Here is a 21,618-nt window from a genome sequence, read left to right on the forward strand (position 1 = left end):
GGAACAAGTGACCAGCGAGGCTCTCTGGCTTCCGCGCGCCGACGCGGCGGACACCACCACCATCGGCGCCTTCAGCCGCCAACTGTCGGACCGCGAGGGATCGGATCTGACCTCATACCCCGCCCTGTGGCAGTTCTCGGTGGACCGCCCGGGCGCGTTCTGGGGCGCGGTCTGGGAGTACTTCAAACTGGGCAAGCCCGTGCCCGAGCACCGGGTCCTCTCCGAGGACGCCATGCCGGGGGCCGTGTGGTTCCCCGACGAACAGTTCAACTACGCCGAGGCGGTCCTCGCCGCCCCGGGGATGGACGAGTCCGACATGGTCGTCCGCGCCTACTCCGACACCCGCGAGACGTTCGAGTGGACGCTGGCCGAGCTGCGCTCCGTGGTCGCCCGCCTGCGCACGGGCCTGCTGGCCCACGGCGTGCGCCCCGGCGACAGGGTGGCCGCGTGGATGCCCAACGTCCCGGAGACGCACGCGCTCATGCTCGCCGCCGCCTCGATCGGGGCGGTCTTCACCTCGTGCGCGCCGGAGTTCGGCGCCAAGGCCGTCATCGACCGCTTCCAGCAGGTGAGGCCGACCGTCCTCTTCGTGACCGACGGCTACCGGTACGGCGAGAAGCCGGTCTCGCGGGCCCGCGACATCGACCAGGTCGTCGCCGCCCTCCAGGAGGACCTCCACGCCACGGTGACCTTCACGTACCTCGACGACGGCACCGTCGCGGGCAAGACCTGGGAGGAGTTCACCGCCGCCGAGGGCGAGCTCGAGTTCGAGCCCCTCCCGTTCGAGCACCCGCTCTACATCCTCTACTCCTCGGGCACGACCGGGCTGCCGAAGGCCATCGTCCACGGCCACGGCGGCATCGCCCTGGAGCACGCCAAGATGCACGGCCTGCACCACGACCTGGGCCCTGGGGACCGCTTCTTCTGGTACTCCACCACCGGCTGGATGATGTGGAACTACCTGGCCTCCGCCCCGCTGGTCGGGGCCGCCATCGTCACCTTCGACGGCAAGCCCGACCCGGAGGGCATGTGGAGGATGGCCGAGGACGCCGGGGTCACCTACTTCGGCACGTCCGCGCCGTTCCTCATGGCCTGCCACGAGCGCGGCGTCGTCCCCAAGGAGATCGCCGACCTCTCCCGGATCCACGGGATCGGCTCGACCGGTGCGCCCTTGCCCCCGGCGGGCTTCGACTACGTCTACGAGGCGATCAGCGACTCGGCCCAGCTGCAGTCGCTCTCCGGCGGCACTGACCTGTGCACCGGTTTCGTCGGCGGCGCCCCGAACGTCCCGGTGTGGCGCGGGGAGCTGTCCTGTCTGTGCCTGGGAGCGAAGGTGGAGTCGTTCGACCCGGAGGGGAACCACGCGCTGGAGCGCGAGGGCGAGCTGGTCATCACGCGGCCGATGCCCTCGATGCCGGTGAGCCTCTGGGGCGACCCGATGCGGGACCGCTACCGCGACACGTACCTGACGGCGTTCCCGGGGATCTGGTGCCACGGCGACTGGATCACCATCACCGAGCGCGGCTCGGCGGTCATCTCCGGCCGCTCCGACGCGACGCTCAACCGCGGCGGCGTCCGGATGGGCACCGCCGAGTTCTACGCCGTCGTGGAGGCCGTCGAGGGCGTCTCCGACTCCCTGGTGGTGCACCTGGACGACGACGAGGACCGGCTCATCGTGTTCGTGGAGTCCTCGGCGCCGGTGGACGACGCGTTGAAGAAGACGATCGCCTCGGCCATCCGTGCCGAGCTGTCGCCCCGCCACGTGCCCGACGACGTCATCCGGGTTCCGGTGATCCCCAAGACCTTGAGCGGCAAGAAGGTCGAGATTCCCATCAAGAAGATCCTCAAGGGAATCCCGGCCGAGCAGGCGGTGTCGGCCGACTCGCTGTCCGACCCGGCCTCCTTGCAGCCCTTCGTGGACCTGGCCGAAGAGCTCGGCTGAACCCGGGGCCCCTCTCCGGAGGGGCCGGCGGTCCACCGGGCCGGGCCGCTGTGACCGTCCCCAACGAGTTGCATGCGACCCAATACACCGCGAAACTGGCGATAACGGGATAATGTGAATCTGTGCGTACCAGACGGGGACTGACATCGACCCTGGCGGCCATCGCCTTCGCGGCGCTGGCCGCCCTGGCGCTCGTGTCCGGACTCGATGAGGGAACCCCTTCTCCCGCATGGGAGCTCGCCGACTCCGTGAACACCGAGTCGCCTCCGTCGCCGCCGCCGGGCCGGGAGGACTCCGGTACCGGAGAGGACGGGGGCACGGCCCCCGACGGGGGCGGGGACGATTCCGAGTCCACGAAGGACGGTGAATCTCCGTCCGGAAAGGACGAGAAGAGGGGCGCGATACTCCCCGATCTGAGCATGGGGACGCAGATCGCCAGCTCGATGGGGCTGATCGCGCTCGCGTTCCTGCTCCTGCTGCCCGGCCGCAAGCCGCCGCCCGAGCTGGGTTAGGGGCCCGGCGCCGAGGCGGCGGGGAACATCACCGCCTCCGCTCCTTTGGAGGGCGGTACCCGGTCCCGGCTCTTGCTATATTCGAGGTGGCCCCGCGTTCCGCGGCGGCCCCGGACGAGGACGCCGTACCCGGTCACGACAAGACGGCGTGAATACTGTTCACGCTAGTAGTCGGAGGTGGCCGCCATGGCCTGGATCGTCCTCATCCTGTCCGGAGTCCTCGAAACCGTCTGGGCGTCGGCCCTCCACGCCTCGCAGGGATTCTCCCGCCTGTACCCCAGCCTCCTCTTCGCCGTCGCGCTCCTGTTCAGCATGGGTGGGCTGGCCTATGCCCTGAGGTCGATCCCCATGGGGACGGGCTACGCCGTGTGGGTCGGCATCGGCGCCATCGGCACCGCGGTCTACGGCATGGTCGCGCTCGACGAGCCGGCCACTGTCGCCCGCATCGTCTGCCTGGTCCTCATCGTCGCGGGCGTCGCCGGACTGAAGTTCCTGCACTGAGGGCCGTCGTACAACGAAGGCCGGGGCGGAACTGCGTTCCGCCCCGGCCTTCCCTCCGAAGAGTCGCCTGTCGCGCTCTTCCGGCTAGCTCTTGCCGCGAAGCAGCTCGCGGGCCATGACCACGCGCTGGATCTGGTTCGTGCCCTCGTAGATCTGGGTGATCTTGGCGTCGCGCATCATGCGCTCCACGGGGAAGTCCGTGGTGTAGCCGTAGCCGCCGAGGATCTGGACGGCGTCGGTGGTGATCTCCATGGCCGCGTCGGAGGCGTAGCACTTGGCGGCGGCGCCGAAGAACGTCAGGTTCTCCTCCACGCGCTCGGACTTGGCCGCGGCGGCGTAGGTCAGCTCGCGGGCGGCGGCGATCTTCATGGCGGCGTCGGCCATCATGAACTGGACGCCCTGGAACTGGGCGATCGACTTGCCGAACTGCTCGCGCTCCTGCGCGTACTGGACGGCGGCGTCGAGGGCGCCCTGGGCGATGCCCAGCGCCTGCGCGGCGATGGTGATGCGGGTGTGGTCGAGCGTCTTCATGGCCAGCGGGAAGCCCTTGCCGACCTCGCCGATGACCCGGTCGGCGGGGACGCGGACGTTGTCGAGGTAGACCTCGCAGGTCGGGGAGCCCTTGATGCCGAGCTTCTTCTCCGGGGCGCCGAAGGAGACGCCCTCGTCGGACTTCTCGATCACGAAGGCCGTGATGCCCTTGGCGCCGGCCGCGGGGTCGGTCTTGGCGAAGACGGTGTAGTACTCGCTGACGCCGGCGTTGGAGATCCAGCGCTTGACGCCGTTGAGCACGTAGTGGTCGCCGTCCTGGACGGCCTTGGTGGTCATCCCGGCCACGTCGGAGCCGGCCTCCGGCTCGGAGAGGCAGTAGGAGAACATGGCCTCGCCGCGCGCGACCGGCGGCAGGTACTTCTGCTTGAGCTCGTCGGAGCCCTCCAGCAGGACCGGGGTCGAGCCGAGCTTGGTGACCGCCGGCATGAGGCCGGTCGAGGCGCAGCAGCGGGAGAGCTCTTCGATGACGACGGCGAAGCCGAGGGCGTCCAGGCCCGCTCCGCCGTACTCCTCGGGGATGTGGGGCGCGTGGAGGTCGGCGGCCTTGAGCGCCTCGTAGGACTCGGTGGGGAAGGAGGCGGTGGCGTCGACCTCGCCGGCCCGCGGAGCGAGTTCGGCTTCGGCCACCTCGCGGACTCCCTTGCGGATCTCCTCGTAGTCTTCTGGCAGCTGGTAGGCGCTGAATCCGGTGGTCATCGATGGCTCCCGGTTGTTACTAGTGAGTATTTCCCGTTCATTCTAACGTGCCGCACCCGGTGGGGTGAAGCGGCGCACGCGCGTGGTCCGGCGTCATCGTGTGACGCGGCCGATCCCAGTATGAACCAGGACTCCTCCCCGGAACCAGCCGCCGTCCTCTTTCCCGGCGAGTCCCCCGTTCGGAGGGGATCGCCCGGGAATGCGGCGGGCCATCGCACGACTCGGCTCATGCGGTGCGAGGAAGTGTTGCGATACCCTGGGACGGTGCGCCCTGACGGCCGCGAACCCGGCGACGCGCACCCCGACCCGTCCCTTACGTGAGGAACTCCCATATGACTTACGAGGCGCATTCCACTCAGCCGCCGACGGCGCGCCCCCGAGTGTCCTTCCTCGGCTGCGGCTACCTCGGAGCCACCTACGCCATCTGCTTCGCCGAGATGGGCTACGAGGTCATCGGTTACGACATCGACCAGGCCAAGATCGACGCCTTCAACGGCGGAACGGTCCCGTTCCACGAGAACGGCCTCCCCGAAATGCTGCGCCGCAACCTCGACACGGGCCGACTGCGCTTCACCACCGACATCGAAGAGGTCGCCGACTTCGCCGACGTCCACTTCATCTGCGTGGGCACCCCCCAGCGCCCCGGCGAGCACGGCGCCGACCTCTCCTACATCGAGTCCGCGGTCACCTCCCTGGCGCGCCACCTGACCCGCAAGGTCCTCGTGGTCGGCAAGTCCACCGTCCCGGTCGGCACCGCCTCCTGGGTCCAGGAGCTGCTCGACCGCCACACCGACGGCGACCTCGGCGTCGAGGTCGGCTGGTCCCCGGAGTTCCTCCAGGAGTCCAACGCCCTGAACGACGTCCTGCGCCCCAACCGCGTCGTCTACGCCGCCCGCTCGGAGTGGGGCCTGGACCAGCTGCGCGCCACCCACCAGGGCATCCTGGAGCTGGCCGCCCTGGAGGACCGCGAGGTCCCGGTCGTGGAGACCGACTTCGCCACCGCCGAACTGGTCAAGGTCGCGGCCAACGCGTTCCTGTCGACCAAGATCTCCTTCATCAACGCCATGGCCGACCTTTGCGAGACCACCGGCGGCGACGTCGCCTCCCTCGCCCGCGCCATCGGCTACGACCAGCGCATCGGCAATAAATTCCTGCGCGCCGGCATCGGCTTCGGAGGCGGCTGCCTGCCCAAGGACCTCCGCGCGCTCTCGGCCCGCGCCGAAGAGCTGGGCGTCGGGGACTCCTTCCACTTCCTCAACGAGATCGACACGATCAACACCCGCCGCCGGACCAAGTCCGTGCGCGCGATCGCCGAACTGGCCGAACGCCCCGCCGGGCCGGCCGGGCCGAACCTCGAAGGCGTCCGCGTCGCCGTCCTCGGCGTCACCTTCAAACCGGACACCGACGACGTCCGCGACTCCGCCGCGCTGACCATCGCCCGGAAGCTCGCCGCCGCGCGGGCCGAGGTGGTCGTCTACGACCCCGAGGGCGTCGACAACGCCAGGGTCGCCGCGCCCGAGCTGAAGTACGTCAAGTCCCTCGCCGACGCGGTGGAGGGCGCCGACGTGGTGAGCATGCTCGTCCCGTGGGAGGAGTTCCGCATCCTCGACCCCGACACCCTCGGCAAGCAGGTGTCCGAGCGCCGCGTCTTCGACGCGATGAACGCGCTCGAGCCGGCCCGCTGGCGCGCCGCCGGCTGGGAGTACCGGGGCGTGGGCCGGGGCTGAACCGGCCGCGAGCGGTCTGGCCCACCCCTCTGGGAGCGCCGGCCGACCGCACGCGAACACGCCGTCAGGCATTGGTCAGGGGCCCGAACGCGCCGGAGCGCGTTTCGGGCCCCTGACCGCGTCTTGCGGCCGATAAGAGTCAAAGAGCCGATTCGTGCAGGTGTCTCCTTGGGGATGTGCCCGGTCCGCGACGCGTTCTACACTGGGGCAATGGCGAAGGGGACGTCGACAGCCGTCCGCGTGGCGCGCCGTCCGTGGGCCGCCGCGGCCCTCGCGGCCGTCCTGGTGGCCGCGGTGGTGCTGGGAGCTTGGGTCGGCGGATCCCTCCGTACGCCGGAGGGCCGCGTGGACCCGCCGGTCGACGCCGCCCCGGCGGCCTCGCCCGACGGGGCGCACAGCGCCGCTCCCGAAGCGGAGCAGGAGTCCCCGCCCGCCGAAGGAGAGGGCGCGGCCGAGGAGACGGCCGGTCCCGACCCGGATCGCGATCCGGGCCTGTACAAGGGCCCCAACGGAACCCTCAACAAGGCGCCGGACGACAGGATCGCCTTCACCTTCGACGACGGGCCCGTCCCCGAATGGAGCGACAAGGTCCTGGACCTGCTCGCCGACGAGGGCGTCGAGGCCACGTTCTGCCTCATCGGCCAGTACGCCGAGGACCACCCCGACGTCGTGAGGCGCATCGCCGAAGAGGGGCACGGCTTCTGCAACCACGCCTGGTACCACGAGCAGAAGCTCGGCACCGAGTCGGAGAAGACCATCCGCGCCAACATGGAGCGCACCAACGAGGCCATCCGCGAGGCCGCGGGGGAGGACGTCGCGATCGGCTACTACCGCCAGCCGGGCGGGCAGTGGACCGACCGGGTCATAGGCGTCGGACGGGACCTGGGCATGGAGCCCCTGCACTGGACGGTCGACCCGGGCGACTGGAACCCCGAGGTCTCCCACTCGAGCATCGCGGAGCACGTCCTGGAGAGGGCCGGGCCCGGATCGATCATCCTCCTGCACGACGGCGCGGCCAACCAGAAGGACATGATGAAGGCGCTCAAGGCGATCATCGAGGAGTTCAAGGACCGTGGCTACGAGTTCGGGGCGCTCTAGACCGCGGACGGCCCGCCCCGGGGCTCGCGCCGACTCACCGGAAAACCCCTGTCGGCCGTGAGCGGTGGCGTAGGGAGCGGTTTCGCGGGCTCGCCCGCAGTCGTCGGCGGAGTCCGTGGGACGCACCTCGGAGCATCTCGGCGCTCATTGAAGACGTCCTCGGCAATGCCCCCGGCAAGGGCAACACCTACAGCCGGCCGACCCGGCGCGGAATGCCGCCCGGAGAGGACGGCGCCTCCGGCTATCTCGCGGATCCGGTCAGCCGATCTCCACGGAGTCGATGGCGCGTTCGACGGCTGCCACGGCCATGGCTCGCACGACGTCCGTGTCCGGCCGCGTCCTCGCCCCGCCGGTCGACGCCGCGATGAAGGCGTCCCCGTCGAAGCGCGTGTGCGGCGGCGTCACCGCCCGGGCCAGCCCGTCGTGGGCGCCCTGCGCCACGAGGTGGCACTCCACCTTGCTCAAAGCGGCGTTGGTGGAGACGACCCCGATGGTCGTATTGCCCTTGACCGGGGGCAGCAGCGATCCGTCGGGCCACTCGAAGACTCCGTCGGAGGTGACGGGCAGGTCGCGAAGCGGCTCTCCGAAGGCGTTGAGCACCACGACCGCCTCGACGACGACGTCGCGGAAGCGCACCGCGGACCATCCGATGCCGGCGGGGAGGAACTCCCCGCGCCACTGTCCGACCGTGGCCCCGCGGCCCGCGCCCACGCGGCCCCAATCGCCGACGGCGCGCGCGGCGTTCGCGGCGGCGGCGTAACCGGACTCGGCCGTGGGAGGCTCCGCGCCCTCGGCCAGGTCGAAGATGCCGAGAGCCGGGCAGATGGGAACGGTCGCCGGCCCGAAGCGAACCCCGCGACCCCCGCTCGGCGAGGTACCTGACCGCGCCGTCGGCCGCCGCCAGGCCGAACACCGACCCGCCGCCGAGGACGACGGCGTCGATCCCGTTGTTGGCCCGCGAGGGGTCCAGCAGCTCGAACTCGCGCTCTGCCGGAGCGCCGCCGCGCACCTCGCCCGAGGCCACGGCCGGCTCGTCGAACACGACCGCCGTGCAGCCGCTGCGCTCGCCGGTCCAGTGCCCGACGCGGAAACCCTGGTGCTCGCGGAGATCCATAGAACCCACGATAGTCCCACCGGGCCCGACCGTCCTCCACCGCCTTCAGCGGACCGGCGGCGACGAGGCGGGCCGGTCCGACCCGGCACTCGGCCTCAGAGGACCAGACCGCACTCCATGGCCAGCAGAAAGCCGTTCACCGCGATGAGGGTCGCGCCCACGGCGATCCCCAGGCGGGCTGGAGGGAGCCTCTTGGCGATCCACGCGGCGAACGGCGCCATGAGCGCGCCGCCGAGGACCAGCCCGAGGGCGATCGGCCACAGGACGGCCAGGGTGCTGGACAGCGACCACCAGAAACCGCCGACCACCGACAGCGCCACCGCGGCGCGCGCGGTGGAGACGGACGCGACCACCTGCGCGGGCGCCAGACCGGAGCCGAGCAGGACCGTCGACGTCGCCACCGGGCCCCAGCCCATGCCGCCCAGGCCGTTGACGAGACCGCCGACGACCCCGGCGGGCCAGGCCCAGCCCAGGCGCTGCCGCCGGCCCTCGGGGACCCCTCGGCTGAAACGGACGATGATGAACCCGCCCAACGCCATGAGGACCAGGGCGGTCACCGGCGCGGTCGTCGCGACGGCCAGATGGGAGAGGGCGGAGGCGCCCAGGAAGCCGCCCACGGCGCCCGGCATGGCAAGACGCCAGGTCAGGCCCCAGTGCAGATTGCCGAACCGCCAGTGCGCCAGGCCACCGGCGACCCCGGCCCCGGCGGCGGCGACGTTCACCGTCGCGCTCGCGATCAGGGGGGTGATGCCGGCGCCCAGGAGGACCGTCATCGCCACCGCGCCGAACCCGAGCCCCAGGGCTCCGTTGAGCGCCTGGGCGGAGAGACCGCCGACGAAGCTGACGAGAAGGGTGACCATCGGGGGATCCTTACGGGCGGGGGGAGGTCCGGTGCCCGTCCAGGTTAGCAACCGGGTATGCAGCGCGAACCCCGCGGCCGCCCCGTGAGCGGCGGTCGCGACTGCGAGACTTTCGCCATCCCGCGCGTACCCTCCTGCTCCACTGCATGACCGCAGTCATAGGTTGGGAAGGGGGAGCTCCCGGCTCCCACCGCCTACTGTGCAGAGAAGCACCAAGAATGGGAGCACAAAATGGGTAAGAAAGTCACCGTCGTAGGCGCCGGATTCTACGGCTCCACCACCGCTCAGCGCCTCGCCGAGTTCGACGTCTTCGACTCGGTCGTGCTGACCGACATCGTCGAGGGCAAGCCCGAGGGCCTCGCGCTGGACATGAACCAGTCGCGCCCCGTCGAGGGCTTCGAGACGACCGTCGTGGGCGCCACCACCGACGCCGAGGGCAACGGCTACGAGGCCACCGCCGGCTCGGACATCGTCGTGATCACCGCCGGTCTCCCCCGCAAGCCCGGCATGAGCCGCATGGACCTCCTCGAGGTCAACGCCAAGATCGTCCGCTCGGTGACCGAGAACATCGTGGCCAAGTCCCCGAACGCCGTCATCATCGTCGTGTCCAACCCGCTCGACGAGATGACCGCCCTGGCGTCGATCGCCTCGGACTTCCCCAAGAACCGCGTCCTCGGCCAGGCCGGCATGCTGGACACCGCCCGGTTCACCAACTTCGTGGCCGAGGAGCTCGACGTCCCGGTCAAGTCCGTCAAGACCCTGACCCTGGGCTCGCACGGCGACACCATGGTCCCGGTCCCGAGCCAGTCCTCCGTCGACGGCAAGCCGCTGACGGACATGCTCTCCGCCGAGAAGGTCGAAGAGCTGGTCACCAAGACCCGCAATGGCGGCGCCGAGGTCGTGGCGCTGCTCAAGACCGGTTCGGCCTACTACGCCCCGTCCGCCGCCGCCGCCCGCATGGCCAAGGCCGTCGCCGAGGACTCCGGCGACGTCATGCCGGTCTGCGCGTGGGTCGAGGGCCAGTACGGCATCTCGGACGTCTACCTGGGCGTCACCGCCAAGATCGGCGCCGAGGGCGTCAAGGAGGTCGTCGAGACCCCGCTGACCGACGACGAGCTGGCGAACCTGAAGGAGGCCGCCGAGGCCGTCCGCGCCAAGCAGGCCGACGTCGCCAACCTGTAGCAGGCGGGTGAACGCTCAGCTGCGCTGAGGCACGAGCTGCCGGAGGCGGCCTGGGATACGCTGCTCGCACCGATCTCGAGGCCCGATGGGCCGGAAGCCCTATCGGGCCCCGAGATCGGCACGATCTCACGCACCTCAGCACACCTGAGCTCCTTCCAGCGCTAACGCCGCCGTAGCGCAAGCGCTCGGCGGCTCCAATCGGGTTCAAAGGCGCTACCTCCCCGGCCTCACATACGGACTCGACCCTGCCTCCGGGGCCTGCCCCACTCGCTAGTCTTGACACCGTGATCGCCGTGCTCGACCGACTCTTCCGCCGCCTGGCAGGCTCCTCGACAGCGCCGTGGCGGCCGTACATCCCCTTCCCCCCGCGGTCATGGGTGCCGGACATCGTCATGCTGGCCCTGCTGATCGCCATCACCGCCGCGCTGGTGGAACCGACCCTCCTCGTCCGCCAGGACGTCGCCGTCCGCGACTTCTTCGCCGAGAACACCCCGACATGGGCCTGGTGGGTGTACCGGACCATCGTCTGGACCGGACAGGGCGGCATCCTCGGCGGCGCCTCCCTGGCCGTGGCCGGCCTCGTCTCCTACCGCTTCTCCACGGTCCGCCCCCTGGTCGCGTGGGTCGGCGGCTACATCCTCATGGGCTTCCTCGCCCCGTTCAAGTGGGCCACCGACCGGCCGGCCCCGCGCTGCGGCCTCGACGGCCCCGAGCCCGGCCGCTGCGGCGAGTCCATGCCGTATGTCGACCCCGACCACGCGACGCTCTTCCAGGACCTGTTCCCCGCCAACTCCTACCCCTCCGGCCACGCCCTGAACACGATCGTCTGGTGCGGCATGATCGTCTTCTGCGCCGGCCCCCTGCTCAAGCCCTGGCTGCGCAAGGCCATCGTGCTCGTCCCGCCCGTCACCGCCACCATCGGCATGCTCGGCCTGAACTACCACTGGTTCTGGGACATCCCCGCCGGCATGCTCATGGGCGGGATCATCCTCCGCCTCGTGCAGCGCGTCCCGTGGACCCGCCTGCCCCTGCCCCCGCTGATGGAACCCGAACGGAAGTACCTGTGACCCCGCTCCGCCGCGAGCTCGGCCTCCCGGGGGCCATCGCCATCGGCCTGGCGGCCATGATCGGGGCGGGCGCCTTCACCGTCTGGGGGCCGGCCACGGCCGCCGCCGGATCGGCGACAGGCCTGCTGGCCGCGCTCGGAATCGCCGCGGCCGTCGCTTACGCCAACGCCGACTCCTCGGCCCGCCTCGCGGCCCTCTACCCCCAGTCGGGCGGCACCTACGTCTACGGGACGCGGCGACTCGGGCCGTTCCCCGGGTTCCTCGCCGGATGGGCGTTCCTGACCGGGAAGAGCGCCTCCGCCGCCGCCATGGCGCTGACCGTCTCCACCTACCTCTGGCCCGAGTACGACAAGCCCATCGCGGTCCTCGCCGTCCTGGTGCTCCTGGCGGTCAACCTCCTGGGCATCAAGAAGACGGCCGCCGCGGCCGTCGTCTTCCTCGCCGTCACGCTCGCGGTGCTGGCCGCGATCGTCTTCACCGGCTGGACGGTGCCCGGGTACCGCGACAACCTCACCGACACCGACCCGTGGGGGGTGCTGACGGCCGCCGGGCTCATCTTCTTCGCCTTCGCCGGCTACGCGCGGCTGGCCACCCTGGGCGAGGAGGTAAAACGGCCACAGTGGACCATTCCGCGGGCCATTCCCATCGCGCTGCTCATGACCGTCGCGATCTACCTGCTCATCGCGGCCACCGCACTGCACGTGCTCGGATCGCGGGCGCTGTCGCAGTCGCCCACCGCGCTCGCCGCCGTGGCCGCGGCCGTCAACCCGGCGCTGACGCCGATCATCGCCCTCGGGGCCGCCGTCGCCGCCACCGGCGTCCTGCTCTCGCTGCTGGCCGGCATGGGGCGCACGGCGCTCGCCATGGCGCGGGACGGTTGGCTGCCGAAGGCCTTCTCACGGGTCTCGCAGCGGTTCGCGGTCCCTTGGGCGGCCGAGGCGGCCGCGTCGGCCACGGCCGTCGCCGTCATCGCGGCCTTCGACATGGTGGGGGCCATAGGCTTCTCGTCGTTCTGCGTCCTGGTCTACTACGCGATCACCAACGCTTCGGCGAGCACCCTGGACCGCAAGCGGATCACGCCGTACCTCGGAGCCGCCGGATGCCTGGTGGTCGCCGCGAGCCTGCCGCCCGCTTCGGCGCTCTCCGGGCTGGCGGTCCTCCTGCTCGGAGTCGGCGTCTACGCCCTCCGCTCCCGGAGCCGGACGGTCGCGCCCTGAGGTTGCGGCGAGCCCCTACCTTCGGTTGTGTGACTTCGCGAAACGAACTACTCCAAGCCTGGGGCGCCGACAATACCGTCGAGTTCCCCGCGGCCGCCTGGGCCGCCGAGACCGCCGCGCCGCCCGAAGCCTGGCCCGACGTGCCGCTCCTCCCCGCCGAACTCTCGGTCTTCTTCACCGCCGAGGCGCGCGGGCAGTTCGAGTTCGGTGCCCGCATCGCCCTCCGGTACGAGGACTCCGACGAGGACCAGACGCTCATCGTCGTCGGGACCGTCACCGAGGACCCCGACCTGCTCTTCACCGTGGACGCCGACACCGGCGAGGTCCTCCTGATCAACCCCGCCGAGCAGAGCATGGAACTCGTCAACTCCTCGCTGCGGTCCTTCAGCGAGTTCCTGCGCGAATTGGGGCTGTTCATCGACGCCGACCGGGGCGGCGACACCCGGCCCGAGAGGGCCCTCGCCCTCGAACGGCGCTTCCGGGACCTCGACCCCGCGGCCCTGGAAGACCCCGAGTCCTGGTGGAGCGTCGCCGTCATGACCATGAAGGGCGAGCTCCAAGGGCTCGTGGACTACCGGTCAGCGGAGTTCTGGGAACCCGGCGGCCTCATCGAGTACCCGCGCGAGAAGCTCCTCGGCCTCGGACTGCCCGAGGACACGATTCCCGCCGCGGACACCCTGCCCCGCCGCGTGGGCGAGTACTTCTCGGCCGAGGTCGCCGCCCCTCTGGCGCCCTTCTGTATGCTCGAACTCTCCGCACCAGGGACCGATATGGACATCCGCCTCCTCGTCCTCGGCTTCGTCCCCGACGCTCCGGACCTGCTCTACGTCCTCGATCCGGAGAGGGGCGAGATCCTCCACTTCCACCGGGAGACGAAGGAGATCTCGGGCGTCAACGCCAACCTCGCCGCCTTCGCCGACTTCCTCGGCGAGATCGAGCTGGCCTCCCGGAGGGCCGGCAGCGCCGACCTGACCGGGGACCAGTACGAGGCCCTGACGGACGCCCTGCGGGACATCGACCCGATCGCCTTCGAACACCCGTCGTACTGGTGGCCGCGGGTCTTTCCAACCTCATGACGGCCGATCCAGCGACCGGGCGACGCCCCGCGCGACCGGAGTGCTAGAAGCACTCCCAGTAGCCTTCAGCCTTCTCGAAGCGGCGGGCCCTCAGATCGTCGAAGCCGATGAAGAAGTAGAAGATGCCCATGTCGCCCCAGCCGAAGCCGGCGTCGGCATCGGAGTCGAACTGCGCCAGCAGGACGTACCCGTCGTCCTCGGCGGGCGGCCGCGACAGCGCGGACGCGGCCCCCTCGTCGTCGGGCAGGGCGCCCATGTCCCTGCCGCCCTGGATCTCGTCGGCATAGCCGCCGATCCGGTGCGACTGAGGGGCGATGGTCCCGGTGGCGTCGGCCAGGTCCTGTAGCTCGTCGTCCACGGCGTCCTCGTCCCGCTCGAAGGGGCCCGCGAGGTCCCCGGCCGCGAAGTCGTAACCGAGCTTGAGCGTGTCGACCAGTCCGGCGGCCACGGGACTGCGGTGCGGATGGGGACCCCAGGAGACGAAGTCGCCGGGCGGGGGAGTCTCCGCGAGCTCGACGTCGGGCCCCAGGTAGTGGACGGAGCCGTCGGTGCCCTCGGGGTCGCCGAAGAAGACCAGGCGGCCGGAGCGGGGGAGGCGGAGGTCGGTCTCGGGAAGCAGGGACAGGTCGAAGGACCCCAGGTGGTAGTAGGGGCCGTAGTCGTTGCGGGGCCAGGTGAAGTCGTCCGGCAGCAGCGCGCCGCCGCCGAGCTGCCCGACGACGGTGTCCCCGTCCTCGGCGTGCTTCAGGCGGATCGCGGGCCTGACGAGCTTCGAGACGGCCTCGCGCACGTCGGGGGACAGCTTGTCGTTCATGGCGATATGTATGGGGGAGTGCGTCATGGGGCCACTCTAACCACACGGCGCAACTCCCCGATCACGGACGCGGAGGGGTTCCGCATGCTAGGCCGCCTCGGCGGAGGCCCAGGCGCCGTACCCTCCGAGCAGGTCGGTCACCTCACCACCGTGCCGACGGCGCAGCAGGCTGGCGGCCACGGTCGACCGGTACCCGCCGGCGCAGTGCACCACGACGGGACGGCCCTCCGGCACCTCGTCGAGCCGCGAGGTCAGCTCGGCGAGCGGAATGTGCACCGAACCGTCGATGAACCCCTGCTCGCGCTCGCCGGCACTGCGGACGTCCACGACGACCGGCGCCTCGGCCCGCTCCAGAAGGCCGCGCAGCACGTCGGCACCGATCCGCTCGCTCCTCTCCACCTCCGTCGAGGCGGCGAGGACCGCGCCGGAGTCGGCGGCGTAACCGGCGACATTGTCGAAACCGATGCGCCCCAAACGCATGACGGTCTCCTCGCCGACCCCCTCCGGAGCCATGACCACGACCGTGTCCCCGGGAGAGAGCACCGAGCCGGCGGTCTCGGCGAAGCGGCCCTCCGCCGGAATGTTCACCGACCCGGCCAGGTGCGCCGCCGCGAAGTCCCCGGGAGACCGCGCGTCGACGACGACGGCCCCGTCCAGGCGCGCCCGCGAGACCTCCTCCGCCGAAAGCGGACGGGCGGTGACCTCCAAGTCCAGCAGGTTCCGGTCGGCCTTGTTCATCGCGGCGTCGTAGCCGAAGTACCCGGGAGCGGCCGGCTGCCCGGACGTCACCAGCTCGACGAACTCCTCCTCCGGCATCGGACGGCACGCGTAGTTCACCGTCCGCTGCACGCCGATCGTCGAGAACGCCTCGGCCTGCAGGTTCTTCCCGCACGCCGAGCCGGCGCCGTGCGCGGGGTACACGCGCACCTCGTCCTCCAACGACATGAGCCTGTTGTGCACGCTGTCGTAGAGCATGGCCGCCAGCTCGTCCGACGTGACGCCCTCCGAGGCGAGCAGGTCCGGACGGCCGACATCGCCGTTGAACAGCACGTCCCCCGTCAGGACTCCGTAGGGGACGGCGTCCCCGGCCCGCTCGTAGACCAGGAGGCTGATCGACTCCGGGGTGTGCCCGGGCGTCTCCCACACCTCCAGCTCGACCTCTCCGAGACCGATCCGCTCCCCGTGCGCCAGGTGCCGCACCGGGTACTCCGTCTCGGCCCTTCGGCCGTACCCGATCCAGGCGCCGGTGGCCGCCGCCGTCTCCAGGTGCCCGGCGACGAAGTCGGCGTGGAAGTGGGTGTTCACGACCCCCTCGATGGTCAGGCCGCGCTCCGCGGCGTCGTCGAGGAACTCCCCGATGTCGCGGCGCGGGTCGACGAGGATCGCCCGCCCGGTCGACTCGTCGGCGACGAGGTAGGTGGCCTGGGACAGGCAGTCCAGGTAGTACTGGGTGATGATCATGCTCTCTTCCCTTCTTCTTCTCCGGCATCGAGGCCGGTTCGCGGTGGCGCCGGGGCCAGGAGGGATCCCAGCCCCGACCGGTGGAGGACGCGCTCCGAGGAGCGGTCCGCGGCGGACAAGCGGAGGCTGACGCCGCGCTCGCCGAGACTGCGGCGCATGCCCGCGAGCAGCTCGGCGCCGTCGGCGTCGATGAACGGCACGGCGGCCAGGTCCAGGTCGATCCGGTTCAGGCCCGGGCGCGCGGAGACGCACCCGTCCACCGCTTCCCGGACCTTCTGCCGGTTGGCGAAGCACAGCGGGCCCGTCACCCGCAGGGTCGTCGAACCGCCGCACTCGCAGGCGCTCGCGGAGACGAGCGGCCTCGTGGCCCGCCAGAGGAGGACGCCGAGGCTGGCGGCCACTCCGATCGCCAGTCCCGGTACCGCTCCGAGGAGGAGGGTGGCGGCGAAGGCGGTGGCGAGGACGAGGGCCTCGGGCCTTCCCGTGCGGGCCAGGGCGAAGAGCGAACGCGGACGGACCAGGCCGAGCGCCGCGGTGACGACGATGGCCGCGAGCGCGGCGTCGGGAATGCCCGACAGCCAGGGGCTCAAGGGGATCGCCAGGAGCAGGACCGCCGCGGCGGCGACGAGCGACGCCACGGGCGTGCGGGCTCCCGCCGAGTGGGCGACCGCGCTGCGCGACAGTCCTCCCGAGACGGGGAAGGCGCCGAACAGGCCGGCCGCCGTGTTGGCGGCCCCGAGGCCGAGGAGTTCGCGGCGGGGGACGGGTTCCTGTCCCGTCCTGGAGCCCAGGGTGTTCGCCGTGGCGGTGCTCTCGGCGGCGGTGACGAGGGCGACGGTCAGCGCTCCGGGCAGGAGCGCGGCGAGGTCGGCGGCGGAGATGAGCGGTACGGAGGGCGTCGGCGGTCCGACGTCCATGGCGCCGATCGTCTCCACGGCCGGTCCGATCAGGGCCGCCGCGGTGGCGGCGGTGATCATGACGATGAGGGCGCCCGGCAGGCGGGGCGCGAATCGCTTGAGGGCCAGGAGAGCGGCGACGGCGCCGGCCGCCAGTGCGACGGTCGCGGCGTCGACGTCCCCTGCGGCGGAGGCGGTTTCCCCGATCAGGCCGGGGAGGGCGTCGGCGCGTTCGGTGGCGGCGCCGAGCAGCGGGCCGATCTGGCCGGCGGCGATGATCAGCGCCGCGGCGGCGGTGAATCCGGCGATCACCGGGCGGGAGAGCAGGCGGGTGGCCGAGCTCAGTCCGGTGGCGCCGAGGAAAAGGTGGACGGCGCCGACGAGGAGTGCCAGGGCGCCGGCCAGGACGGTGTACCGGCCGGGCGACCCGTCGGCGAGCGGGGCCAGGACGGAGGCCGTCACCATGGCGGTGATCGCCGAGGGGCCGATGGAGACCGTTCCCGAGCTGCCCACGGCGGCGTAGGCCGCCAGGGGCACGACGGCGGCGTGGATGCCGGCGGAGGGCGGCAGTCCGGCCAGCGCGGCGTAGGCCATCGACTGCGGCACCAGGACGGCCGCGACGGTCAGTCCCGCAGCGGTGTCGCGGGCGAGGTGCGGGCGCCGGTAGTCGTGGAACCAGCCCAGCAGCGGGAGCAGCCGGGAGGGCCCGGCGATCCGCTGGCGCGGGTAGTCGGTCTCCGGTCGGGTCATCGTGCGGTCCCGGTGCCTTCCGCGGGCGTCTGGAGGGTGGGGCAGGCGGGTGCGGACTTGTTCCACGGCATGCGCGCGAGGACCATGCCCATTCCGCAGGTGTCGGTGATGGCGGAGAAGACGAGGCCCGCGCCGATGAGTCCGGCGAGCGCGAAGGCCGGGGGCCAGGCGATGCCGGCGAGGACGGAGGAGAGGACAATGGCTCCGGCGGTGAAGCGGACCTGGCGTTCGAGGTCCCAGGCTCCGCCGCGGCCGCGTTCCACGTCGCCGCCGGCCCGGTTCCAGGCCTGGAGGCCGCCTTCTAGGACGTCGGTGTCTTCGATTCCGGCGCGGGCGAGCCTGTCGGAGCAGTCGACGGCCCGGCGGCCGGAGCGGCAGACGAGGACGGTTCTCCGGCCGTCCTGGGCGAGCATTCGGAGGAGGCCGGTCTCGCCGTTCGCGGCGGAGCTGTCGAGGTTTCCGTCGATCTGGTCGAGCGGGACGTTGACGGAGCCGGCGATGTGCTCGGACTGGAACTCGCGCGGTGTTCGCACGTCCAGGAGCAGGAGTTCGGTGTCCCCGTCGATGAGGGTTCGGAGTTTCGCGGCGTCGATGGTGCGGTGCGGCATGGGTTCTTCCTCTTCCGGTCGTCTGGTCATGTACCCCGGGGGGTATGTGCGGAATGCGGTGGTGCCCCGGTTCGGGCGCCCGACAGTCCCGGGGGAGGCGCCCGGTCGGGTTCACACAGGCCGGCGCCGAGGCTCGGCGTTCGCGATATAAGTACCCCGGGGGGTATGTGTGGAGCAAAGAAAAACGGTGGTCCCGGCATGCCGAGGCCACCGCGGGCCGGTCAGGCCAGGGACAGGAAGAGCTTCTCCAGCTCCTCGGCGGTCATCGGGGGCTCCTCGCCCTCCTCTGCCGCGGTCTGGCAGTGGCGCAGGCCGGAGGCGACGATGCGGAAGCCGGCCCGGTCGAGCGCCTTGGAGACGGCCGCGAGCTGGGTGAGGACCTTCTTGCAGTCCTCTCCCTCCTCGATCATCGCGATGACGCCGCCCAGCTGCCCGTGGGCGCGGCGGAGGCGCGTGAGCGAGTCGCCCACCATGTTCTCTGTCAGCTCCATGCGGACCACCATACCCCTGGGGGTATACATCGTCCAGTCCTGTGGCATGGATCAAGACGCCGAAGGCGCCCCCTCACGCCGGACGATGCCGGCGCACGGGCACTCCGGGTGGAAACGCGCCGGGCACGGGCCGCCGCGCCCTCTCGCGCGACAAGACCGTCTTCCCGGGTGGAAACACGCCGGACGCGGCGCCTACGGACACGAGAGCTTCCGAGGCGCACGCCGCAAGCGGGCGCACACAGCAGGGGAGCCCCGGCGAAGTGTTCTTCCGAACCGGCGGCCGAGCCGGGCGTCAATCCCCGACTACCTCTTCCCTTCTCCGGTCGCGGGCGCGCCGCAGTGCCCGCACCACCTCGGGCCGGTGGGCCTCGGCCTCCGGCACGTCGATCAGCGCGGCGAGCGCCTGGAAGTACTCCTCGGGCTTCATGCCCAGCTCGTCGGAGACGGCCTGGACCTTATTGCCGCCCGCCTGCCACCAGCGGGCCTCGAAGTCCAGGATCGCCTTCTCCCTCTTGCCCATCGCCACGGTGCACACTCCTCGATCGTGCCGTCGGCCCCTCGCGTCCGGCCTACTCGATCCAGTCGGTCAGGTCGGCGACCGAGTCCTTGATGACGTTCGGCCGGAAGGGGTACTTCTCCACCTCGTCCATACTGTCAGTCACCCCCGACATGACCAGCACGGTCGACAGGCCGGCCTCGAGTCCGGAGAGGACGTCGGTGTCCATGCGGTCGCCGATCATGATGGTCGTCTCCGAGTGCGCCTGCAGCTTGCGCAGGGCGTGGCGCATCATCAGCGGGTTCGGCTTGCCGACGAAGTACGGCGTCTTGCCCGTCGCCTCGCTGATCATGGCGGCGACGGCGCCGGTGGCCGGCAGGACGCCCTCGGTGGAGGGGCCGGTCGCGTCGGGGTTGGTGCAGATGAACCGGGCGCCGTCCTTGATCAGCCGGACGGCCGTGGTGATGGAGCCGAAGTCGTAGCGGCGGGTCTCGCCGAGCACGACGTAGTCGGGGCGGTAGTCGGTGAGGATGTAGTCGATGTCGTGCAGCGCCGTGGTCAGCCCGGCCTCGCCGATGACGTAGGCGGAGCCGCCGGGGCGCTGGCTGCGGAGGAAGTCGGCGGTGGCCAGCGCCGAGGTGTAGATGGCCTCCTCGGGGATGGTGAGGCCCGAGTTCTTCAGGCGCACTTGGAGGTCGCGCGGGGTGTAGATGGAGTTGTTGGTGAGGACGAGGAAGCGCTTGCCGGCCTCTTGGAGTCGCTCGATGAACTTGTTGGCGCCGGGGACGGGCACGCCCTCGTGAACGAGGACTCCGTCCATGTCCGAAAGCCAGGAGTCGAATGGTCCAGGTGGTGCATCAGTCATGGCTCCCAGTCTGCCATTGCGCGCGGGCGCGCCGGCACGGCCGCGTCATTTGTTCACATGAAAGCGGCGATCGTAACAATCGCCGGACCCGCCGGGAAGGTCAGAGGACTCCGATCGCGGGTATCGGCTGTCTCGCCGCGTGGAGGCCGCCGCTCAGTATGCTGGGGAGCGTGGATATGGTATTGGCTGCGGTTTTCGTAGTCGCCTCGGGAATCCTGGCCGGGGCGCTGGGCTACTGGACGATCAAGATTGGAAGGAACCGATGAGCGAAGAGAAGTCCGTCCCCGAGGAGTTCGCCTCCACGTTCCAGACGGTGGACCCCTATCCGTACGAGGAGACGCACGACCTCCGCTCCGGTCCGGAACTGCATGACGACCTGCTGCCGCTGCTGCCGCTGGTGGGCCTGTGGCGCGGCCGGGGCCAAGGCGGCTACCCGGACGTCGAGGACTTCATGTACGCGCAGGAGATCGAGTTCTTCCACGACGGGCGGCCGTTCCTGCAGTACCGCGCCCGTTCGTGGCTGCTGGACGCCGAGGGGAAGGCCGTCCGCCCCGCCAACAAGGAGACCGGCTTCTGGCGGGTGTCCTATGGGGAGAACGGCAATCCCGAGGTCGAGGCCATGATCGCGCAGCCGACGGGCATCCTGGAGCTGTTCTACGGACAGGCCAAGGGAACGACCCAGTGGGAGGTGGCCACCGACGCGGTGGTCCGCAGCCCGCACTCCAAGGAGGTCACGGCCGAGAAGCGCCTCTACGGCGTCGTCGAGGGCGCCCTCATGTACGCGGTGGAGATGGCCGCTCAGGGCCACCCGCTGACCCCGCACCTCTCCGCGCGGCTCAACCGCGTGGGCGGATAGCGCGCACGCGGTCCTCCGGCTAGGAACATACGACGAGCCCACCCGGCGCACCGGGTGGGCTCGTGTCGTTTCACGGATCGGCCGCGGATCCGAAGAGGCTCGGCCGGAGTTCCGCCGGGCCTTCGCGCGGCCCTCAGCCGGCCATGTGGACGATCTGGATCAGGTTGCCGCAGGTGTCGTCGAACACGGCGGTGGTCACCGGGCCCATCTCGGCGGGCTCCTGGGTGAAGTGGACCCCGGCGTCCCGGAGGCGCTCGTACTCCTTCTTCACGTCGTCGACGGCGAACTGCGTGTACGGGATGCCGTCGGCGACGAGGGCCTCCTTCCACGGCTTGGCCGCCGGGTGCCCGCTGGGCTCCAGCACGATCTCGGTACCGTCGGGATTCTCCGGCGAGACCACGGTCAGCCACCGGGCCTCACCGAGCGAGACGTCCTCCTTCTTCACGAAGCCGAGCTTCTCCGTGTAGAACTTCTCGGCCTTCTCCTGGTCGTCGACGAGAATGCTCGTCCATCGGACCTTCATGTCGATCTCTCTCCCTCGTGTAGATCTCTTCCCAGCCACCGCTCGACGATCGGTTCGAGCGGCCGGGTGTCGAAGTAGTGGTACTTGTACCGGCCCTCGCGCCTGGTCTCGACCAGTCCCGCGTCGGCGAGCACCTGGAGGTGCTGCGACACGGCCTGGCGAGACGAGCTGATTCCGTGCTTATTGGTCAGTCGAGCACAGATCTCGAAGAGCGTCTGGCCGTTCCGGTCGGTCAGCTCGTCGAGAATCGTGCGGCGCGTGGAGTCGGCCAAGGCTTTGAACACATCGGCCACGCAGACCACTATAGGCAAGTG

Annotated in this window: 22 protein-coding genes, 1 pseudogene and 1 riboswitch; of the genes and pseudogenes, 10 read left to right on the forward strand and 13 right to left on the reverse strand. The window is 70.8% G+C overall.

The features are described 5' to 3' along the window. Positions 1-7 precede the first annotated feature (7 nt). The 3 genes from ACFTE1_RS22435 (at position 8) to ACFTE1_RS22445 (ending at position 2,955) form a co-directional block, all read left to right on the forward strand. Positions 8-1,942 carry an acetoacetate--CoA ligase gene (locus ACFTE1_RS22435; protein ID WP_380619210.1) on the forward strand — a complete coding sequence of 645 codons (1,935 nt, stop codon included), beginning with the start codon at positions 8-10 and terminating at the stop codon, positions 1,940-1,942. A 122-nt stretch (positions 1,943-2,064) separates the two neighbouring features. After that, positions 2,065-2,454, forward strand: coding sequence for a hypothetical protein (locus tag ACFTE1_RS22440; protein ID WP_380619208.1), 390 nt, complete (start codon positions 2,065-2,067; stop codon positions 2,452-2,454). 87 nt (positions 2,455-2,541) lie between these two features. Beyond that, a riboswitch (guanidine-III (ykkC-III) riboswitch) is annotated at positions 2,542-2,607 on the forward strand. A gap of 33 nt (positions 2,608-2,640) precedes the next feature. Further along, a complete protein-coding gene (locus ACFTE1_RS22445; RefSeq protein WP_380619206.1) occupies positions 2,641-2,955 on the forward strand; it encodes a DMT family transporter in 315 nt (104 codons plus the stop codon). A gap of 84 nt (positions 2,956-3,039) precedes the next feature. Here the strand turns inward: ACFTE1_RS22445 and ACFTE1_RS22450 are convergent, their stop codons facing one another. Beyond that, positions 3,040-4,203 (reverse strand): acyl-CoA dehydrogenase family protein, encoded by a 1,164-nt coding sequence (locus tag ACFTE1_RS22450; protein ID WP_380619204.1) that lies wholly within the window; start codon positions 4,201-4,203, stop codon positions 3,040-3,042. A gap of 332 nt (positions 4,204-4,535) precedes the next feature. On the opposite strand from ACFTE1_RS22450, the gene ACFTE1_RS22455 reads away from it, so the two are divergent. After that, the gene (locus ACFTE1_RS22455; protein WP_380619202.1) at positions 4,536-5,930 is read left to right on the forward strand and encodes a UDP-glucose dehydrogenase family protein; all 1,395 of its coding nucleotides are present in this window, start codon (positions 4,536-4,538) and stop codon (positions 5,928-5,930) included. A gap of 210 nt (positions 5,931-6,140) precedes the next feature. Further along, positions 6,141-7,028 carry a polysaccharide deacetylase family protein gene (locus ACFTE1_RS22460; RefSeq protein ID WP_380619200.1) on the forward strand — a complete coding sequence of 296 codons (888 nt, stop codon included), beginning with the start codon at positions 6,141-6,143 and terminating at the stop codon, positions 7,026-7,028. Between the two features lie 258 nt (positions 7,029-7,286). On the opposite strand, the gene ACFTE1_RS22465 is transcribed toward ACFTE1_RS22460, so the two are convergent. The 3 genes and pseudogenes from ACFTE1_RS22465 to ACFTE1_RS22475 all read right to left on the reverse strand — a co-directional run bounded on the left by ACFTE1_RS22465 (position 7,287) and on the right by ACFTE1_RS22475 (position 9,002). After that, positions 7,287-7,853 (reverse strand): P1 family peptidase, encoded by a 567-nt coding sequence (locus ACFTE1_RS22465; protein ID WP_380762948.1) that lies wholly within the window; start codon positions 7,851-7,853, stop codon positions 7,287-7,289. A 94-nt stretch (positions 7,854-7,947) separates the two neighbouring features. Then, positions 7,948-8,142: pseudogene (locus tag ACFTE1_RS22470) on the reverse strand (P1 family peptidase); the annotation flags it as partial. A gap of 95 nt (positions 8,143-8,237) precedes the next feature. Continuing rightward, positions 8,238-9,002 carry a sulfite exporter TauE/SafE family protein gene (locus tag ACFTE1_RS22475; protein WP_380619196.1) on the reverse strand — a complete coding sequence of 255 codons (765 nt, stop codon included), beginning with the start codon at positions 9,000-9,002 and terminating at the stop codon, positions 8,238-8,240. 231 nt (positions 9,003-9,233) lie between these two features. Here ACFTE1_RS22475 and mdh point away from each other — a divergent pair, with 231 nt between their 5' ends. The 4 genes from mdh to ACFTE1_RS22495 all read left to right on the forward strand — a co-directional run bounded on the left by mdh (position 9,234) and on the right by ACFTE1_RS22495 (position 13,544). Beyond that, positions 9,234-10,184 carry a malate dehydrogenase gene (mdh, locus tag ACFTE1_RS22480; protein WP_380619194.1) on the forward strand — a complete coding sequence of 317 codons (951 nt, stop codon included), beginning with the start codon at positions 9,234-9,236 and terminating at the stop codon, positions 10,182-10,184. 284 nt (positions 10,185-10,468) lie between these two features. Then, positions 10,469-11,251 (forward strand): phosphatase PAP2 family protein, encoded by a 783-nt coding sequence (locus ACFTE1_RS22485; protein ID WP_380619192.1) that lies wholly within the window; start codon positions 10,469-10,471, stop codon positions 11,249-11,251. Then, positions 11,248-12,468 carry an APC family permease gene (locus ACFTE1_RS22490; protein WP_380619190.1) on the forward strand — a complete coding sequence of 407 codons (1,221 nt, stop codon included), beginning with the start codon at positions 11,248-11,250 and terminating at the stop codon, positions 12,466-12,468. The genes ACFTE1_RS22485 and ACFTE1_RS22490 overlap by 4 nt, the downstream gene beginning before the upstream one ends. A gap of 29 nt (positions 12,469-12,497) precedes the next feature. Next, positions 12,498-13,544: an SUKH-4 family immunity protein gene (locus tag ACFTE1_RS22495; protein WP_380619188.1), complete on the forward strand. Its 1,047-nt coding sequence runs from the start codon at positions 12,498-12,500 to the stop codon at positions 13,542-13,544. Between the two features lie 43 nt (positions 13,545-13,587). Here the strand turns inward: ACFTE1_RS22495 and ACFTE1_RS22500 are convergent, their stop codons facing one another. The 7 genes from ACFTE1_RS22500 to ACFTE1_RS22530 all read right to left on the reverse strand — a co-directional run bounded on the left by ACFTE1_RS22500 (position 13,588) and on the right by ACFTE1_RS22530 (position 19,925). After that, a complete protein-coding gene (locus ACFTE1_RS22500; protein ID WP_380619186.1) occupies positions 13,588-14,385 on the reverse strand; it encodes a DUF1963 domain-containing protein in 798 nt (265 codons plus the stop codon). 60 nt (positions 14,386-14,445) lie between these two features. Continuing rightward, complete coding sequence (locus ACFTE1_RS22505; RefSeq protein WP_380619184.1) at positions 14,446-15,819, reverse strand: rhodanese-like domain-containing protein; 1,374 nt, start codon at positions 15,817-15,819, stop codon at positions 14,446-14,448. Beyond that, the gene (locus ACFTE1_RS22510) at positions 15,816-17,465 is read right to left on the reverse strand and encodes a SulP family inorganic anion transporter (RefSeq protein WP_380619182.1); all 1,650 of its coding nucleotides are present in this window, start codon (positions 17,463-17,465) and stop codon (positions 15,816-15,818) included. The genes ACFTE1_RS22505 and ACFTE1_RS22510 overlap by 4 nt, the downstream gene beginning before the upstream one ends. Next, positions 17,462-18,073, reverse strand: a complete 612-nt coding sequence (locus tag ACFTE1_RS22515) for a rhodanese-like domain-containing protein (protein ID WP_380619180.1) — start codon at positions 18,071-18,073, stop codon at positions 17,462-17,464. Before ACFTE1_RS22515 ends, ACFTE1_RS22510 begins: the two co-directional genes overlap by 4 nt. A 221-nt stretch (positions 18,074-18,294) precedes the next feature. Further along, a complete protein-coding gene (locus ACFTE1_RS22520) occupies positions 18,295-18,564 on the reverse strand; it encodes a metal-sensitive transcriptional regulator (protein ID WP_380619178.1) in 270 nt (89 codons plus the stop codon). A gap of 292 nt (positions 18,565-18,856) precedes the next feature. Then, a complete protein-coding gene (locus ACFTE1_RS22525; protein ID WP_380619320.1) occupies positions 18,857-19,084 on the reverse strand; it encodes a DUF3263 domain-containing protein in 228 nt (75 codons plus the stop codon). 49 nt (positions 19,085-19,133) lie between these two features. Further along, a complete protein-coding gene (locus ACFTE1_RS22530; RefSeq protein WP_380619176.1) occupies positions 19,134-19,925 on the reverse strand; it encodes an HAD-IIA family hydrolase in 792 nt (263 codons plus the stop codon). A gap of 262 nt (positions 19,926-20,187) precedes the next feature. Here ACFTE1_RS22530 and ACFTE1_RS22535 point away from each other — a divergent pair, with 262 nt between their 5' ends. Then, entirely contained in the window at positions 20,188-20,781 is a 594-nt protein-coding gene (locus ACFTE1_RS22535; RefSeq protein WP_380619174.1) for an FABP family protein, read from the forward strand. Positions 20,782-20,914: 133 nt separating this feature from the next. Here the strand turns inward: ACFTE1_RS22535 and ACFTE1_RS22540 are convergent, their stop codons facing one another. Then, positions 20,915-21,304, reverse strand: coding sequence for a VOC family protein (locus ACFTE1_RS22540; protein ID WP_380619172.1), 390 nt, complete (start codon positions 21,302-21,304; stop codon positions 20,915-20,917). Beyond that, positions 21,301-21,597 (reverse strand): ArsR/SmtB family transcription factor, encoded by a 297-nt coding sequence (locus tag ACFTE1_RS22545; protein WP_380619170.1) that lies wholly within the window; start codon positions 21,595-21,597, stop codon positions 21,301-21,303. The genes ACFTE1_RS22540 and ACFTE1_RS22545 overlap by 4 nt, the downstream gene beginning before the upstream one ends. Positions 21,598-21,618: the final 21 nt, after the last annotated feature.

The sequence above is a fragment of the Salininema proteolyticum genome, from assembly GCF_042685645.1.
GTDB lineage: Bacteria > Actinomycetota > Actinomycetes > Mycobacteriales > Micromonosporaceae > Salininema > Salininema proteolyticum.